The sequence below is a fragment of the Scleromatobacter humisilvae genome (assembly GCF_023231945.1).
GTDB lineage: Bacteria > Pseudomonadota > Gammaproteobacteria > Burkholderiales > Burkholderiaceae_C > Scleromatobacter > Scleromatobacter humisilvae.
The window spans coordinates 174,235-189,484 of sequence record NZ_JAJLJH010000008.1; the positions used below are offsets into that span (position 1 = coordinate 174,235).

10 protein-coding genes are annotated in these 15,250 nt (G+C 71.2%); 1 reads left to right on the forward strand and 9 read right to left on the reverse strand.

Annotated elements, in window-relative coordinates; all coding sequences use genetic code 11:
• Window positions 1–10 precede the first annotated feature (10 nt).
• Genes LPC04_RS22170 through LPC04_RS22195 form a run of 6 tightly spaced genes read right to left on the reverse strand, consistent with a single transcriptional unit; the run spans window position 11 to window position 4,529 of the window.
• Entirely contained in the window at window positions 11–760 is a 750-nt protein-coding gene (locus tag LPC04_RS22170) for a lysophospholipid acyltransferase family protein (RefSeq protein ID WP_275684470.1), read from the reverse strand.
• Entirely contained in the window at window positions 757–2,079 is a 1,323-nt protein-coding gene (locus tag LPC04_RS22175; RefSeq protein WP_275684471.1) for a dihydroorotase, read from the reverse strand. The genes LPC04_RS22170 and LPC04_RS22175 overlap by 4 nt, the downstream gene beginning before the upstream one ends.
• Window positions 2,076–3,038 (reverse strand): aspartate carbamoyltransferase catalytic subunit, encoded by a 963-nt coding sequence (locus LPC04_RS22180; RefSeq protein ID WP_275684472.1) that lies wholly within the window; start codon window positions 3,036–3,038, stop codon window positions 2,076–2,078. The genes LPC04_RS22175 and LPC04_RS22180 overlap by 4 nt, the downstream gene beginning before the upstream one ends.
• Window positions 3,038–3,541 carry a bifunctional pyr operon transcriptional regulator/uracil phosphoribosyltransferase PyrR gene (pyrR, locus tag LPC04_RS22185; protein WP_275684473.1) on the reverse strand — a complete coding sequence of 168 codons (504 nt, stop codon included), beginning with the start codon at window positions 3,539–3,541 and terminating at the stop codon, window positions 3,038–3,040. Before pyrR ends, LPC04_RS22180 begins: the two co-directional genes overlap by 1 nt.
• On the reverse strand, window positions 3,538–3,957 hold the full coding sequence (ruvX, locus tag LPC04_RS22190) for a Holliday junction resolvase RuvX (protein ID WP_275684474.1): 420 nt from the start codon (window positions 3,955–3,957) through the stop codon (window positions 3,538–3,540). The genes pyrR and ruvX overlap by 4 nt, the downstream gene beginning before the upstream one ends.
• The gene (locus tag LPC04_RS22195) at window positions 3,954–4,529 is read right to left on the reverse strand and encodes a YqgE/AlgH family protein (protein ID WP_275684475.1); all 576 of its coding nucleotides are present in this window, start codon (window positions 4,527–4,529) and stop codon (window positions 3,954–3,956) included. Before LPC04_RS22195 ends, ruvX begins: the two co-directional genes overlap by 4 nt.
• A 41-nt stretch (window positions 4,530–4,570) precedes the next feature.
• On the opposite strand from LPC04_RS22195, the gene LPC04_RS22200 reads away from it, so the two are divergent.
• Window positions 4,571–6,085 (forward strand): cryptochrome/photolyase family protein, encoded by a 1,515-nt coding sequence (locus tag LPC04_RS22200; protein WP_275684476.1) that lies wholly within the window; start codon window positions 4,571–4,573, stop codon window positions 6,083–6,085.
• Here the strand turns inward: LPC04_RS22200 and LPC04_RS22205 are convergent.
• The 3 genes from LPC04_RS22205 to LPC04_RS22215 all read right to left on the reverse strand — a co-directional run bounded on the left by LPC04_RS22205 (window position 6,066) and on the right by LPC04_RS22215 (window position 15,150).
• Entirely contained in the window at window positions 6,066–7,343 is a 1,278-nt protein-coding gene (locus LPC04_RS22205) for a hypothetical protein (RefSeq protein WP_275684477.1), read from the reverse strand. The two genes, LPC04_RS22200 and LPC04_RS22205, sit on opposite strands and share 20 nt — an antisense overlap.
• Window positions 7,344–7,482: 139 nt before the next feature.
• Window positions 7,483–8,511 (reverse strand): GGDEF domain-containing protein, encoded by a 1,029-nt coding sequence (locus LPC04_RS22210; RefSeq protein WP_275684478.1) that lies wholly within the window; start codon window positions 8,509–8,511, stop codon window positions 7,483–7,485.
• Between the two features lie 105 nt (window positions 8,512–8,616).
• Window positions 8,617–15,150 carry a hybrid sensor histidine kinase/response regulator gene (locus LPC04_RS22215; RefSeq protein ID WP_275684479.1) on the reverse strand — a complete coding sequence of 2,178 codons (6,534 nt, stop codon included), beginning with the start codon at window positions 15,148–15,150 and terminating at the stop codon, window positions 8,617–8,619.
• Window positions 15,151–15,250 lie beyond the last annotated feature (100 nt).

Here is a 15,250-nt window from a genome sequence, read left to right on the forward strand (position 1 = left end):
CCCGCGCTCGTCAGCCCGCGGCGATGCGCTGGCGCAACTCGTCCGCGACGCGGTCGTGCAGCTGTTGAGCGAGCGCGCGACGGTCGGGCTCGCCAACCGGCTCGGCCGGCAGGAAGCTCACCTCGACGACCAGCCCGCGCGCCCGGCAGACCTTCATCAGGCTTTCGACCAGCGTCGTGTCCCCGGTGTATTGCGCCGCGATGCTCACCGCGTGGCCGGGCTCGCTGTAGCGCAGCACGACCGGCTGCACCACGGTGGCGGTGGTGATGGCGGCCTGCAGCAGGTTGGCGTGGAACGGCAGCACCGCGTCGCCGGCGCCGGTCGTGCCCTCGGGGAAGACGGCGACGGCGTCGCCCTGGCGCAGCGCGTCGGCGATCTCGTGCACCACGCGCATCGCGTCGCGCTTGCGTTCGCGCTCGATGAACAGCGTGCCGCCGGCGCGCGCCAGCCGGCCCAGCAAGGGCCAGTGCGCAATGGCCGACTTCGACACGAAGCGGGCCTGCGGCGCGCTCGCGTGCAGCGCGGGGATGTCCAGCCAGGACACGTGATTGGCCACCATCAGCACCGCGCCCGGATGCGCGCTGCCCGACACGCGCACCTCCACGCCGAGGCAGCGCAGCATGCGCACGCTCCAGCGCTGCACGATCGCGCGACGGCCGGCTACATCGCGCCGCGGCATCACCAGGCCCGCGAGCCACAGCCCGCGCGCCACCATGCCGACGACGCACAGGATGCGCCAGATCGCGACGAGCGTCCTCAAGCGGTGGTCGATTCCGACGTTGACGCGGCGCTGTAGGCCAGCGTGCCCGCCACGAGCGTGTGCCGCACGCGGCCCGGCATGCGCGTGCCGCTGGTCGCGGCGTCGAACGGCGTGTGCTTGCCGCGGCTGCGCAGCGTCTCGGGCGTCACCTGCCATTCGGCGTTCGCATCGAACACGCAGATGTCGGCGACGCCGCCTTCGACCAGCCGCCCCGCGCTCTGGCCCAGCGAGCCCAGCGCCTCGCCCAGCACGCGCACGGGCTCGCTGGTCACGCGCGCGAGCGCCTGCGCGAGCGTCAGCCTCGACTCGTTGCCCCATTTCAGCGCGAGGCTCAGCAGCAGCTCGAGGCCGGTCGCGCCGGGCACGGCCTCGCCGAACGGCAGCATCTTGTCGTCATTGCCGATGGGCGTGTGGTCGGACACGAGCGCGTCGATGGTGCCGTCGGCCAGGCCGGCGCGCAGCGCGTCGCGGTCCTTGCCCTGGCGCAGCGGCGGCGTCAGGCGCATGTCGGCGTTGAAGTAGCCGATGTCGACGTCGGTCAGGTGCAGCGAGTTGATGCTGACGTCCGCCGTCACCGGCAGGCCCTCGGCCTTGGCGCGGCGCACCAGCTCGACGCCGGCCGCGCTCGAGAGGCGGCAGAAGTGGACGCGCGCGCCCGTCTGGCGCACCAGCTCGAGGATGGTGTGCAGCGCGATCGTCTCGGCGGCGACGGGCACGCCCGACAGGCCCAGCCGCGTCGCCACGGCGCCGCTCGCCGCCACGCCGCCGCTCAGCGACGCGTCCTGAGGCCGCAGCCACACGGCGTAGCCGCGCGTGCTGGCGTAGAGCATCGCGCGCGACAGCGTGAGGTTGTCCTTCATCGGGTGCTCGGCCTGCGAGAAGCCGACGCAGCCGGCCTCGGTGAGGTCGACCATCTCGGTGAGCTCGGCGCCCTGCAGGCGCTGCGTCAGCGCGCCCAGCGGGAACAGGCGGCAGCGGCTCAGCTTGCGCGCGCGGAACTTCAGCATGTCGACAAGACCCGGCTCGTCGAGCGGCGGATCCATGTCGGGCGGGCAGACCAGGCTCGTCACGCCGCCGGCGGCCGCAGCCTCCAGTTCGCTTTCCAGCGCGCCGGGGCCCGGCTCCTTCAGGCGCGCGGCGAGGTCGACCAGGCCCGGCGCGACGACGCAGCCGTCGGCCTCGATGGTGCGCTCGGGCGTGAAGTCGGACGGCACGTTGCCGATGGCGACGATGCGGCCGGCGGCGATGGCGACGTCGGCGGCCTCGTCGCGGCCGCTCGCGGGGTCGACGACGCGACCGTTGCGGATCAGGATCTTCATGCGTCGTTCCCGGCAAGAATGGACATCACGGCCATGCGCACGGCGATGCCGAACGTGACCTGCGGCAGGATGACGCTGTGCGGGCCGTCGGCCACGCGCGAGTCGATCTCCACGCCGCGATTGATCGGGCCCGGGTGCATCACGATCGCGTCCGGCTTGGCGAGCGCAAGGATCTCCTCGGTCAGGCCGTAGCTCTTGAAGTACTCGCCCGCGCTGGGCAGCATCGCGCCGCTCATGCGCTCGTTCTGCAGCCGCAGCATGATGATGACGTCGGCGTCCTTCACGCCCTCGCGCATGTCGTGGCAGACGCGCACGCCCATCTCGCGCAGGTCGCCCGGCACCAGCGTCTTCGGGCCGACGGCGCGGATCTCGGGCACGCCCAGCGTGGTGAGCGCGTGGATGTCGGAGCGCGCGACGCGCGAGTGCACGATGTCGCCGACGATGGCCACCGTCAGCTCGTTGAACGACTTCTTGTAGTGCCGGATCGTGTACATGTCCAGCAGGCCCTGCGTCGGGTGCGCGTGGCGGCCGTCGCCGGCGTTGACCACGTGCACGTGCGGCGCGCAGTGCTTGGCGATCAGGTACGGCGCGCCCGACTCGCTGTGGCGCACGACGAACATGTCCGCGTGCATCGCCGACAGGTTGGCGATGGTGTCCAGCAGGCTCTCGCCCTTGGAGGCCGACGACTTCGCGATGTCGAGGTTGATCACGTCGGCGGACAGCCGCTTGGCCGCGATCTCGAACGTGGTGCGCGTGCGCGTCGAGTTCTCGAAGAACAGGTTGAACACGCTCTTGCCGCGCAGCAGCGGGACTTTCTTGACGTCCCGATCGTTGACCGAAAGAAATGTTCCGGCGGTGTCCAGGATCTGCGTCAGGATGGCGCGCGGCAGGCCCTCGATGGACAGCAGGTGGATCAGCTCGCCGTGGGCGTTGAGCTGCGGATTTCGTCGCGCGAGCATCAGGTGGTCTCCTTGACGGCGAAGGTGAAGCGGCCGTCGCTCTCGCGCGCGAGCGACAGGCGCTGGTTGGCGGGCAGCGTGAGCTTGGCGGCGGCGAAGACGGGCGCGATCGGCAGCTCGCGGCCGCCGCGGTCGACCATCACCGCCAGCTCCACCGAGGCCGGCCGGCCGTAGTCGAACAGCTCGTTGACCACCGCGCGGATCGTGCGGCCGCTGGCGAGCACGTCGTCGATGAGCAGGATGCGCGCGCCGTCGATCTCGAACGGCAGCTCGGTGGTCGCCTCGACGCCGCCGAGCCCGCGCTCGCCGAAGTCGTCGCGGTGCAACGTGCTGGAGATCGTGCCGACGGGGCGGCCCGTCTTCAGGTCGGCGTTCAGGCGCTGCGCCAGCCAGGCGCCGCCCGACCAGATGCCCACGAGCACGGTGTCGGGCGTCATCAGCCGGCCGACGCCCGCGCGGAGCTCGCCGTACAGCTGCTCCGCATCCAGCAGGAGGTTTGTCATTCGTTTTCTCTGAAGAACTGTTCGAGGATCAGTGCCGCCGCGGCCGAGTCCGCGTCGCGCGCGCCGGCCGACTCCACATCGACGGTGGTGTAGCGCTCGTCGACCTCGTGCACCGGCAGCCGGAAGCGCCCGTGGAGCTGGCGCCCGAACTTGCGGGCGCGGACGGTATTGTCGTGCTCGGCGCCGTCCGGATGGAAGGGCACGCCGATCACCAGGGCATCGGGCGACCATTCCTTGATCAGCGCCTCGATGGCCTTGAAGCGGGCATCGCCTTCGAGCGCGAGCGTGCGCAGCGGCTGCGTCAGCTTCATCAGCGTGTTGCCGGTGGCGACGCCGACGCGCTTCGTGCCGTAGTCGAAAGCCAGGAACGAACGGACAGCGCGGCTTCCGCTCGCGGCGGGCGCCTGCTCCGTCATGCGTGCCCGGCCTCTTGGCTCAGCATGCGCGGGTCGATCCCCAGCAGGGCGAGCGCGCGTTCGTAGCGCTTCTCGATCGGCGTGTCGAAGATGATCTCGGGCGCGGCGTCGACGTTGAGCCAGCCGTTGCGGCCCAGTTCGTCCTCCAGCTGGCCGGTGGCCCAGCCGCTGTAGCCGAGCGTGACCAGCACGCGGCGCGGGCCGTTGCCCACGGCCATGGCCTCGAGCACGTCCTTGCTGGTGGTCATCTCGAGGCCGCCGGGCACCGACAACGTCGAGTTGTACTGGGTCGAGCCCTCCATGCGCTCGTGCAGCACGAAGCCGCGCTCGGTCTGCACCGGGCCGCCGTAGAACACGGGCTGCTCGGCGAGGTCGTCGCTGCTGAGCGTGAGGTCGACCTTCTCGAACAGGTTGCGCAGGCGGATGTCCACCGGCTTGTTGATCATCAGCCCGAGCGCGCCCTTCTCGCTGTGCTCGCACAGGTAGACGACGGCGCCCGCGAACGCCTCGTCCACCATCCCGGGCATCGCGATGAGGAACTGGTTGGTCAGGTTGATCGGTTCGGAGGCCATTGCGGCGATTTTAGGACAGCCCCGGGCCACAATCGCCCGCCATGGAGATCTCACACGGCAAACGCGCGCTGGTCTGGTTCAGGCGCGACCTGCGCGTCGCCGACCACCCCGCCCTCGCGCACGCGCTGCGCACGTCGGAGGCCGTCTGGTGCGCCTTCGTGCTCGACAAGGCCATCCTGGCCGGCCTGCCGCCCGACGACCGCCGCGTCGCGTTCATTCGTGCCAGCCTGGTCGACCTGGACGAGCAGATCGCCGCGCTGTCCGGCGGCCGCGCCCGGCTGATCGTGCGTCACGCCGACGCCGCCGACGAGATCCCGCGGCTGGCCGCGGAACTCGACGTGGAGGCCGTCCATTTCCACCGCGACGACGAACCCGCCGCGCGCGCGCGGGACGCCCGCGTGTACGAGCAGCTGCGCGCGGACGGGCGCGCGATGCACGGCTTCAAGGATCACGTGATCTTCGAGCGCCGGGAGATCCTCACCGGCGCCGGCACGCCCTACGGCGTCTTCACGCCCTACAAGAACGCGTGGCTGAAGGCGCTGCATGCGCGGCCCGAGCTGCTGGGTGATTGCGGCAGCGACGTCGACGGCCGTGCGCTCGCAGCGGCACCGCGCGGCCCGTGGAAGGATGGCGCGGCCGTTCCGGCGCTCGAGGAGTTCGGCTTCTCGCATCGGGCGACAACGCCGCAGGACGACCCTGGCCTCCGGCCGGGGGCGACCGGTGGCGAGGCCTTGCTCGACGAGTTCGTCGACCGCATCGACGACTACGACGCCACGCGCGACTTCCCCGCGACGCCCGGCCCCAGCCACCTCGGCATCCACCTGCGCTTCGGCACGCTGTCGCTGCGCCGGCTGGTCACGCTCGCGAGCCAGCGCGTCGAGGGCGGCAGCCGCGGCGCGCAGACCTGGCTGTCCGAACTGGTCTGGCGCGACTTCTACCACCAGGTGCTGTTCCACCATCCGCACGTCGTCGGCCACGCATATCGCGCCGACTGCGACGCGATACGCTGGGAGCAGGGTGAGCACGCCGACGCGCACTTCGCCGCCTGGTGCGAGGGCCGCACCGGCTATCCGCTGGTCGACGCCGGCATGCGCCAGATCAACGCCACCGGCTACATGCACAACCGGCTGCGCATGATCACGGCCAGCTTCCTGACCAAGGATCTCGGCGTGTCGTGGCAGCGCGGCGAGGCCTACTTCGCGCGGCACCTCAACGACTTCGAGCTGGCCTCCAACAACGGCGGCTGGCAGTGGGCCGCGTCGACGGGCTGCGATGCGCAGCCGTGGTTCCGCATCTTCAACCCGGTGACGCAGAGCGAGCGCTTCGACCCGCAGGGCGCCTTCATCCGGCGCTGGGTGCCGGAGCTCGCGAAGCTCCACGGCAAGGCGATCCACGCGCCGTGGACGGCCAAGCCGGCCGAACTCGCCGCGGTGGGGCTGGCGCTGGGGCGCGACTATCCGCAGCCCATCGTCGACCACGACGTCGCGCGCGAGAAGACGCTGGCGCGCTTCGGCTCGCGCGGCAGCGGCTCGCCGGTCATTTCCGCGGGCGATTGAGCTCGTCGCCCTCGAACCAGATCGCGTCGCGGCTCGGCGTCGCGACGAACGGCCGGCGTTCGACGACGCCGTTGTCGTAATCCAGCTCGATGTTGTAGCCATCGAGCTTGTACGTGCCAGAGCGGCTGGACACCGGGCGTCCTCCGGGGCGACTGCGCGAGGTCGCGAAGTTGCCGCCGCCCATGTTGGAGGTCGTGCCGTTGTCGTCGCTGTGGATCGCGCCGCCCACCGTGGCGCCGCCAGTGGCGCTGCCGACGACGCTGCGGTTGGCGCTCTTGAGGAAATGGCCGTCGCGGCTGAACTGCACCGACCAGTTCGACTGCGACACTGAATACATCGTCGAATAAGCCGAGAAGCCCCGATACTCGCCGTCCAGCATCTCGCCCGGGCGCGCCGGCTGGCGCAAGGAGCTGGCGTCCAGTACGCAGTTGTACTGGTTGGGCCAGGCCAGGCGATAGGACGTGCCCTCGCGCTTCCAGCGGCCCCACAGGTCGGGCTCGCCCTTCTTCGCGGCGGCAACGTCGATGTCGCCGAACTGCACCGGCGGCAGCCCGTCCCGGAAGCTGCCGTCCTTGAGCAAGAGGTAGAAGTAGGTGTGGACCTGCATCGTCATGCCGGCCTGCTCGTTGCGCCAGAACATGAGCACGGCCTCGATCTGGGACGGCTTGACGCCGGTGCCGGGCTGGGCGGTCTCGAACGCATAGTCGCGCCTGGGCGGCTGCGCGGCCGCGGACGCCGCCACCGCCGCTGGCACCGCGGCGGTCGCCGGCGGCGCCGAATCGCGGCAGGCATTGGTGACGACGGCGAACGCCGCATCGACGACGGCCTTGCGGGTGGATGCATCGTCGGGAAACACCATCTCCGCGAACAGGACGCGGTGGTCGGCACGCTGGCAGCCGACGCGCACCAGCGCCAGGCGCGCGCCGGCGCCGTCGCGCCCGGCCGCCATCGCGACATGCAACGTCGGCAGCGGCGCCGGCGAGCTGGCGCTGAACTTCTGGGCCAGCACGCCCTGCATCGGCCGCGCGATGCGCGCATCGAACCAGGCGTCGAAGCTGGCGGGCGCCGTCTCGACGGCGAACAGGCGCAGCTCGGCATGATGGCCGCCGTGCTCGAACTCGTAGAGCTGCACGTCGCTGGCGGCGTGCGTCGTCCAGCCGTCGGGCGCGGGCGGCGCCGCGTGTGCGAGGGTGCTGCAGGCGAGCAACGCCGCGGCGACGAAGAGAGGACGTTGGAACGGGGTCGTCTGCAGGCTCATCGGACGCGTGGGCTGTTTGAACAGCGCGCACTGTCGTCGAGGCCGGTGGGTGTTGACTACCCCACGATGCAGGGATGGAAGTCGGCGAAGCGCCGGTCAGAGCGGCCGTCGCCGGTCGGGCGCTGCGACGCCCGCGCGGTCAGAACAGCTCGACGTCGCTGACGCGCGTGCCGTCCTCGATGATGCCCTTGCGCATCAGCTCGGCGTGGTTGCTCACCTGGTCGCGGCCGTTGTGCTTGGCGTGGTACACGGCGCGGTCGGCGCGCTCGAAGGCGGCGGCGGGGGTGTCGCCGACCTCGATGGCCGTGAAGCCGACGCTGACGGTGATCTTGCCGGCCTGCGGGAACGGATACTCGCCGACGACGTGGCGGAAGCGCTCGAACGCGGCGGCGGCGTCGCCCTCGTCGTTGCACAGCAGCAGCACGACGAACTCCTCGCCCCCGAAGCGATAGAGCTGGTCGGAGAAGCGAAACGCGCCGCGCATGATGCGCGACAGCAGCAGCAGCACTTCGTCGCCGATCAGGTGGCCGAAGCGGTCGTTGACGGTCTTGAAGTGGTCGATGTCGACCACGCCCAGCCAGTAGCGCGAGCCCGATGCATGGCGGCGCTCGCCCTCGTCGAGCTTGGCGTCAAGCAGCGGCAGCGACGACACCTTGTAGAAGCTGTCGTCGAAGATCTTGCGATTGAGCAGGCCCGTCAGCGTGTCGCGCTCGCTGTAGTCGAGCAGCGTCTGCACGTTGCGGTAGATGCGCAGCACGCCGAACACCAGGCGGCGCGACTTGGTGCCGATGCCGCGGGTGTTCTGGATCTCGATGACGCCGACGGCGCCGGTGTCGGACATCACCGGGAACAGCGTCGTGATGATGCCGTCGACCCGCGTCTCGATGATCTTGCCGGTGGTCAGGCACTCGAGCCAGGTCGGGCGCTCGACGGCGCGCGGCAGCGAATCCAGGTCGACCCAGGCCGGGTCGGCGGTGGCCGCCGGCGAATCCGCCAGCAGGGCCGCACGCGTCAGCCAGCGCTCCTCGCCCTGGTCACCCACCAGCCGGTAGACGGCCACACGCTGGGGCGCGAGGAAATCGCGCATGGCGTGCGCCAGGCTGACGTCGAGCGTGTCGCGGTCGCGCAGCCCGGTCAGCGAGGCAAGGTGATCAATGATTTCCGACATGGATTTTTGGAGCGGTGATCCCTGTTATCGGTCGAGTATCTCCCCGACTGAAATACGGAATTCGCGAGGCCCCCCGGCGAATATGCCGGAATTGTTCACGGATTCTCAGGCAGGCATCGTCTTCGCGACATTCTCCTGGATCAGTCCAATCAGTTGCTCCTCATCATACGGCTTGCCGAGATAGTGGTCGGCACCGAGCTGGATGGCCAGGTCGCGATGCTTCTGCGCGATGCGCGACGTGATCATGATCACCGGCAGGCCCTGCCAGCGCGGATCGTGGCGCACGTTGCGCAGCAGGTCGAAGCCGTCCATGCGCGGCATTTCGATGTCGGTCAGCATGACGGCCGGACGCTCGACCTCGAGCTGCTCCAGCGCATCGAGGCCGTCCTTGGCCACGGTGACGCGGAAACCTTCGCGGGTCAGCAGGCGCTGCGTGACGCGGCGCACGGTCAGCGAATCGTCGACCACCAGCACCAGCGGCGCCTTGGCTTCCTGGACTTCCTCGACCACCACCGGCACGTGCGGCGCGCCGGCCTCCGCTGTCGGACGCTGGCCGTACACGGCCGCGAGCGCCACCGGGTTGTAGATGGGCACGACCTCGCCGGTGGCCAGCAGCGACATGCCTGCCAGGCCCGGCAGGCGCGCCAGCTGCGGCCCCAGGTTCTTGACGACCACTTCCTGGTTGCCCACGACCTGGTCGACGTGCAGCGCGACGCGTTGTTCGGCGCTTCGCACCAGCACGATGGAGGTGGTCTTGCCGGCCAGCACGCCGTGCGGCGTGGACTGCAGCAGCGCGCCGAGCCAGAAGAACGGCACGTCGTTGGCGCCGTCGCGGAACACGCCGCTCAAATAGGCTTGTTCGACGTCGGCGTTGGGGGTGCGGCGCACCACCTCCACCAGCGAGGCCGGCATGGCGACGGTGAGGTCGCCACAGCGCAGCTGCACGACGCGCGTGACGGCCGTGGTCAGCGGCAGCAACAGCGTGAAGGCCGTGCCGCGGCCCGCGGCCGAGGCGGTCTCGATGCGGCCGCCGAGCGCCGTGATGTCGGTGCGCACGGCGTCCATGCCGACGCCGCGGCCGGCCAGTTCCGTCACCTCGTCCGTGGTGGTGAAGCCCGGCGTGAAGATCAGGTTGGCCAGCTCGGCGTCGGTCGGGGTCGCGTCGGGCGCGATCAGGCCGTTCTGGCGCCCGCGCGCCTCGATGCGCTGCAGGTTCAGGCCCGAGCCGTCGTCGCGGATCTGGATCCGCACCTCGTTGCCTTGCTGCGCCAGCGTGACGTCGATCGTGCCGACCGGATCCTTGTCCTGCGCGCGGCGCGCGTCCGGCGACTCGATGCCGTGCACGACGGCGTTGCGCAGCAAGTGCTCGAACGCGCCGGCCATGCGGTCCAGCACGCTTCGATCCAGCTCGATGGACGAGCCCTCGACGTTCAGGCGCACCTGCACCGAGGTTTCCTTGGCGGCCTGGCGAACGACACGATAGAGACGTTCCGACAGCGCGTCGAACGGCACCATGCGAGCGCGCAGCAGGTCTTCCGACAGCGCGCGCGTCAGGCGCGCCTGCGCGGCCATCTCGTCTTCGGCCGACTGCACCGTCTGGGTGATGCTTCGCTGCACCGTGGCCACGTCGTTGACCGACTCGGCCATCATGCGCGTCAGTTCCTGGAAGCGCGTGAAGCGGTCCATCTCGAGCGGGTCGAACTCGACCGACGAGCTCTTGCTCGCCTCGAGGCGCGACGCGATCTGCGTGTCGGCCTGCAGCTCGATGTCGCGCAGCTGGCGGCGCAGGCGATCCAGGTTTTCCGTCAGTTCGCGCAGCGACGCGCGCATCTGCGTGACGTCGCTCTCGAGACGCGAACGCGTGATCGAGACTTCGCCGGCCTGGTTGACCAGGCGGTCCAGCAGCGGCGCCTTGACGCGCACCGTGGCGGTGGCCGGATTGCCGGTGGCCGCCTCGACGACGCGCTGCACGCGCGACGGGTTGGTGGCGCTGAAGCGCGCCCAGTCGATGGTCGCGGGCGCGGCATCGGACAGCGCCTTGGGCACGAACTGGCGGATGGTCGACTCGGGCGCGGCCTCGACCGGCGCGGCCGGCACTTCCGGCACGGCGACTTCCGCCGCGGGCACCGGTTGCTCGGCGACGGGCTCGGCCACGACGGGCGCTTCCGCCACCGGCGCGGGCGCCGGGGCAGCGACCGGCTCGGGCGCGCGCGGCGCCTTCTGCAGGCGCTGGAATTCCTCGTCGAGCGCATCGACGCCGGTGTGCAGCATCGCCATCGTCGGCGGGTTGACCGAGCGACCGCCCACGCGTTCCTCGAACGCCGACTCCAGGCGGTGCGCCAGCTCGCCCAGTCGCATCGCGCCGGCGAGGCGGGCGCTGCCCTTGAGCGTGTGCAGCGCGCGCAGCGCCCCGAAGGCCTCGGACTGCATCTCCGGCGACTCTTCCCATGCCCGCAGGTGCGAGGCCAGCGACGGCAGCAATTCCTGCGCCTCTTCCGAGAAGATCTCGAACAGCTCGGGGTCGATCGCGTCCTGCGCGTCCAGGTCCTGCGCGAAGCCCGTGCCCTCGTCCTGCGGCTCGGCCACTTCGTGGCGCTGGCCCGGTTCGGCGCGGACGCTGTCGTCCAGCACGCTGAACTTGACGGCACCGAGGCCGGATTCGGGGATCGCGGCATGCGCCACCGGCGCGACCTCGGCGACGGGCTCCGCCGGCGCGACGGCCGCGTCGGCGGCGGCGTTGAGCGCCTCGAATTCGTCGGCGCCGATCTCGGTGTCGGGCGAATCGATGACGTCCGCCGCGGCGATCGGCAGCTCGGCGAAATGATGCTCCTCGGCCGGCGCGGCAGCCGCGTGCGCAGCCGCTTCGGCGGCAGCCACGGCGTCCGCGGCGGCCTTGGCTTCGGCGGCGGCCTGCGCGTCGGCAGCGGCTTGCGCGTCCGCCGCGGCCTTCGCCTCGGCGGCAGCCTCGGCTTCGGCGGCGGCGCGGGCTTGCGCAGCGGCCTCGGCTTCGGCAGCGGCCTGGGCCTGCGCCGCGGCCTGTTCGGCGGCGGCGGCCTCGGCGGCAGCCTGCGCGGCGGCCTCGGCCTCGCGGGCGCGCTGGACGCTCTCGTCGTGCGTGGCCTGCGCGACCTGGGCCTGCAGCGAGGCCTGGAAGGCATCGAAGCGGGCCAGCAGCGGCGCGGCGGGCGACTGCAGGAAGCCCGCGGCGAACTGGTGCAGCAGGCGGCGGATCTCTTCGGCGACGTCGTTGTACAGGCGCGCTTCGTCCGGCGTCACCAGGCGCGACTGCGAGACCTCGAGCGCGTGCTCCAGGCGGCGCGCGAGCGACGACAGATCGGAATGGCCCACGGTGGCCGAGTTGCCAGCCAGCGAATGCGCCAGCGACACGGCCTCCTCGCCGACCGCGCGCGGCAGCTCGAGCACCCACTCGGCCAGCGACGTGCACAGGCGGCGCGACTGCTCGTCGGCCTCGTTGAGGAAGATGTTGAACAGGCCCAGGCCGATGCGCAGCGGGCCGATGACCTTGTAGTTCTCGGCCTCGTCGGCCGGCAGCTGGTCGCCGACGGTCAGCGTGTCGAACGCGTGCGTGCCCGTGGCGGGCGGCTGCGCGACGGCGGCGTCGTTGGCGGCCGGCTCGGCGGTGCGCTCGGACGGCAGCAGGTCGAACGCGGTGTCGTCGAGCGCGGCCGGCACGGTGTCGGGGCCGGTGTCATGGTGCTCGGATTCGGGCGCCTCGGCGCGCATGTCGCCGCGCTTCTCGATGACCGTGCTGTCGGCGGACTTGTCCAGATCGCCGAGGTCGAACTCGAAGTTCGGCGCGGCATATTCCGGCGTGTGGTCCATCGGCTGCACGACCGTGCGCTCTTCCATGAGCTCGGTCGTCGGATGCGACGTGTCGGGCGCGTCCGACGGCAGGTCGAGCGTGAACGCCGGCTCGTGAGGCGCCTGCGCGGGCTTATCCGCCGCAGCCGTCAGTTCGCCCGGACCGGTGACTTCGAAGTCGTCGAGGATCTCGGTATCGCCGGCCTCCTCGGGTGCCGGTTCGAACGCGTCCTCGGGCGACGGCTTGTGCGGCGTCGGCGCAAGCACCGCCGTCGCGTCGGCAACGAACGGCTTGGCCTGGACCGGCTCGGCATCGGGATCGACGCCGTCGCGCAGCGCGTTGGCCGCGGCGACGATGGGCGCGCTGTGGAAGCCGGTGGCGTTCCTGGCGGCAAGCGCCTTGACCCAGCCCTCGAGCTCGTCGAGCACGTTCAGCGAGAACGTGCGCAGCTCCGGGCTGGCCTCGATCACGTGATCGGCCAGGCGCGCGTTGTACAACTGCTCGCAGGCCCAGGCGGCTTCGCCGAAGTCCTTCAGGCCGACCATGCGCGAGCTGCCCTTGAGCGTGTGGAACGCGCGGCGGACGGTGGAGATCGATTCGAAGTGCTGCGGGTCCTCGGCGAGCTTGCCGAGGCTCTCGCGGGCGCCGGCGATGACTTCCTCGGCCTCCTCGAAGAAGACCTCGAGCATCTCGTCGTCCTCGGCCGTGGCCGTGTCGGAGACGACGGCGGCCGGCGCGACCGTCGGCGCCGGCGGCGGAGGCGGGGCGGCGAAATCGGTCATCGCCTGCGCGAGTTCCTGGCGCACCTCGGTGGCGCCGGACTCGTCGCTGCGCGCGAGCGCCTTGCTCGCGGCGCGGGCGGCGTCGGCGATGCTCTTCTCGTCGGACGCGACGGCCTGGTGGGCCAGCTCGTCGAGCTTGTGGATGATGTCGGCCTTGGACGCGGCGTCGTCGCCCGCGGCCGCGGCCAGCTGCTGCACCTGCTCCATCAGCTCGCTCTCGCCGGCGGCCGGCGCGTCGGGCTCGGACGGCACGATCTCGTCGGTGCGTCCCATGACGGTCTCGAGGCGACCGGAGTCGGCGTCGAACCTGAACAGCGACTTGGCCAGCTGCGGCTGCACGCCCAGCAGGTCGATCAGGAAGCCCAGCGCGCCGACGTTGGCGGCGAGGCGGCCGACGGCCTGCTCGGACAGCGCGCGCTCCGTCGGCGCGTTAGGGGCGTCGTCATGAGACTGCGCCAGCACGGCGTCGACCTCGTCGCGCATGCGCACGACGGCGTGGCCGGCCTGGTCGAGGCCCAGCACGGACAGCACTCCGCGCATGGCCGACAGCTTGGCCGGCACGGGAACGAGCGTCTCGCGGTCGGCCGGGTTGCGGCTGAACTTGTCGAGCTGGCTTTCGACGTCGGCCAGCGACGAGCGCAGCTCCTGCACCACGCTGCCCATCGTCTGGCGATCGGACGCGCGGCGATACAGGTCTTCCATCCACGGCTCGATCGGGCCGGGCTGCCGGCCCTGGCGCGCGAGGTCGATGCGCTCGGCGAGCTGGTGGATGCGGGTGCCGAACGAGGCGTCGGCGATGTCGGCGTCGTCGAGTGCGGCGTCCAGGCACAGCAGGCTCGTCGCGACTTCCATCGCCAGGTTCGGCGACGGCACGGACGAGCCGTCGGCCACCTGCGTGACGGCGGCGTCGAGCGCACGCGCCATGTGCTCGCCCTCGGGATGCAGCTTGCGCACCGAGTCGGCCACCAGCGTGGCCTGTTCGCGCAGGCTGGCGGCGAGGCCGGACTGGCCCGCGGTCGCCTGCGACCACGATTCCTTCAGCGCTTCGACGCGGCGGCGTGCGAGCGGGATCAGCGCCGGGTCGTACCGGCCGAGCGCTTCCTGTTCGTAGTCGATCGGTTGCTGCGCACCCAGCTTGAACGCCTTGCGCACGGCCACCAGGCGCGGCGCCTTGGCGTCGTCGCCGGGCAGTGCGCGGGCGCAGAAGAACAGCAGATCCTGCGTGAGGCGGTCGGAGACGTCGGCCTGGCCGCGCTCGGCCAGGCGCACCTGTGCCAGCAGGCGCGAGGTCAGGCGCTTGCTGTAGACGTCGGCCGACAGGCGGCCCTGCGCCTGCGCCTCGAAGAAGGCGGCGGCCACGGACCACAGGCCCGACAGCTTGCCGCTGGCGCCGGCGGCGAGGCCGGCGAACAGCTGGCTCATCTGCGTGGCGGCGGGGCCCACCGGCCCGCGCAGCAGCGCGAGCATGCACTGCTCCATGCGGCCACGGGTATCCGCGTCGGGCTTGAGCGCCATCACGTGCGTGCCGGCCGAAGCCTTGACGAGCGCCGGCGCGGCGTCGTTCAGCGACGTGGACTGCGAGTCGCCCTGCCAGAGGTCGGCCGGATGGATGCGGTCGGCGCCTGCGAGCGTCTGCACTTCGCGGTATTGCGGGAACAGCGCGAGCGGCGACACGTCCTTGCCGGACAGGCGGCGGCGCAGGAAGTCGAGCAGCGCGAACGACGAGCGTTCGATCGTGGTGGCGGTGTTGGCGTCGAGCTGGCGCACCTTCTGCATCAGCCGCACGACGGCCTGCTCGCTGGCGCGCAGCATGCGGGCGCCTTCGACCTGGCCGACCATGTCGAGCGCCCCGGCGCTCTGATGGAACAACGCGCGGGCCTGCTGCATCGCCGCCGAAGCGGTGCCGTCGATCTCGGTGCCCTGCGGCGCGGCCTCGGTCTCGCGCACCTGGCGCCGCAGCGCCTTGTGGGCGTTGTCGAGGGTACGGCGAAGCTCGTCGGCCACCCAGGCCAAGGTGCTCAGGTCTGCAGGCACTGCGTGCGCTGTTTGTTCACTCAACGTCATCTCCAGCGCGCCGCCTCGTCGAGGCGTGCACGCAAGGGGGTCTCAACCGTTCGACGAGATCGTCGAACGG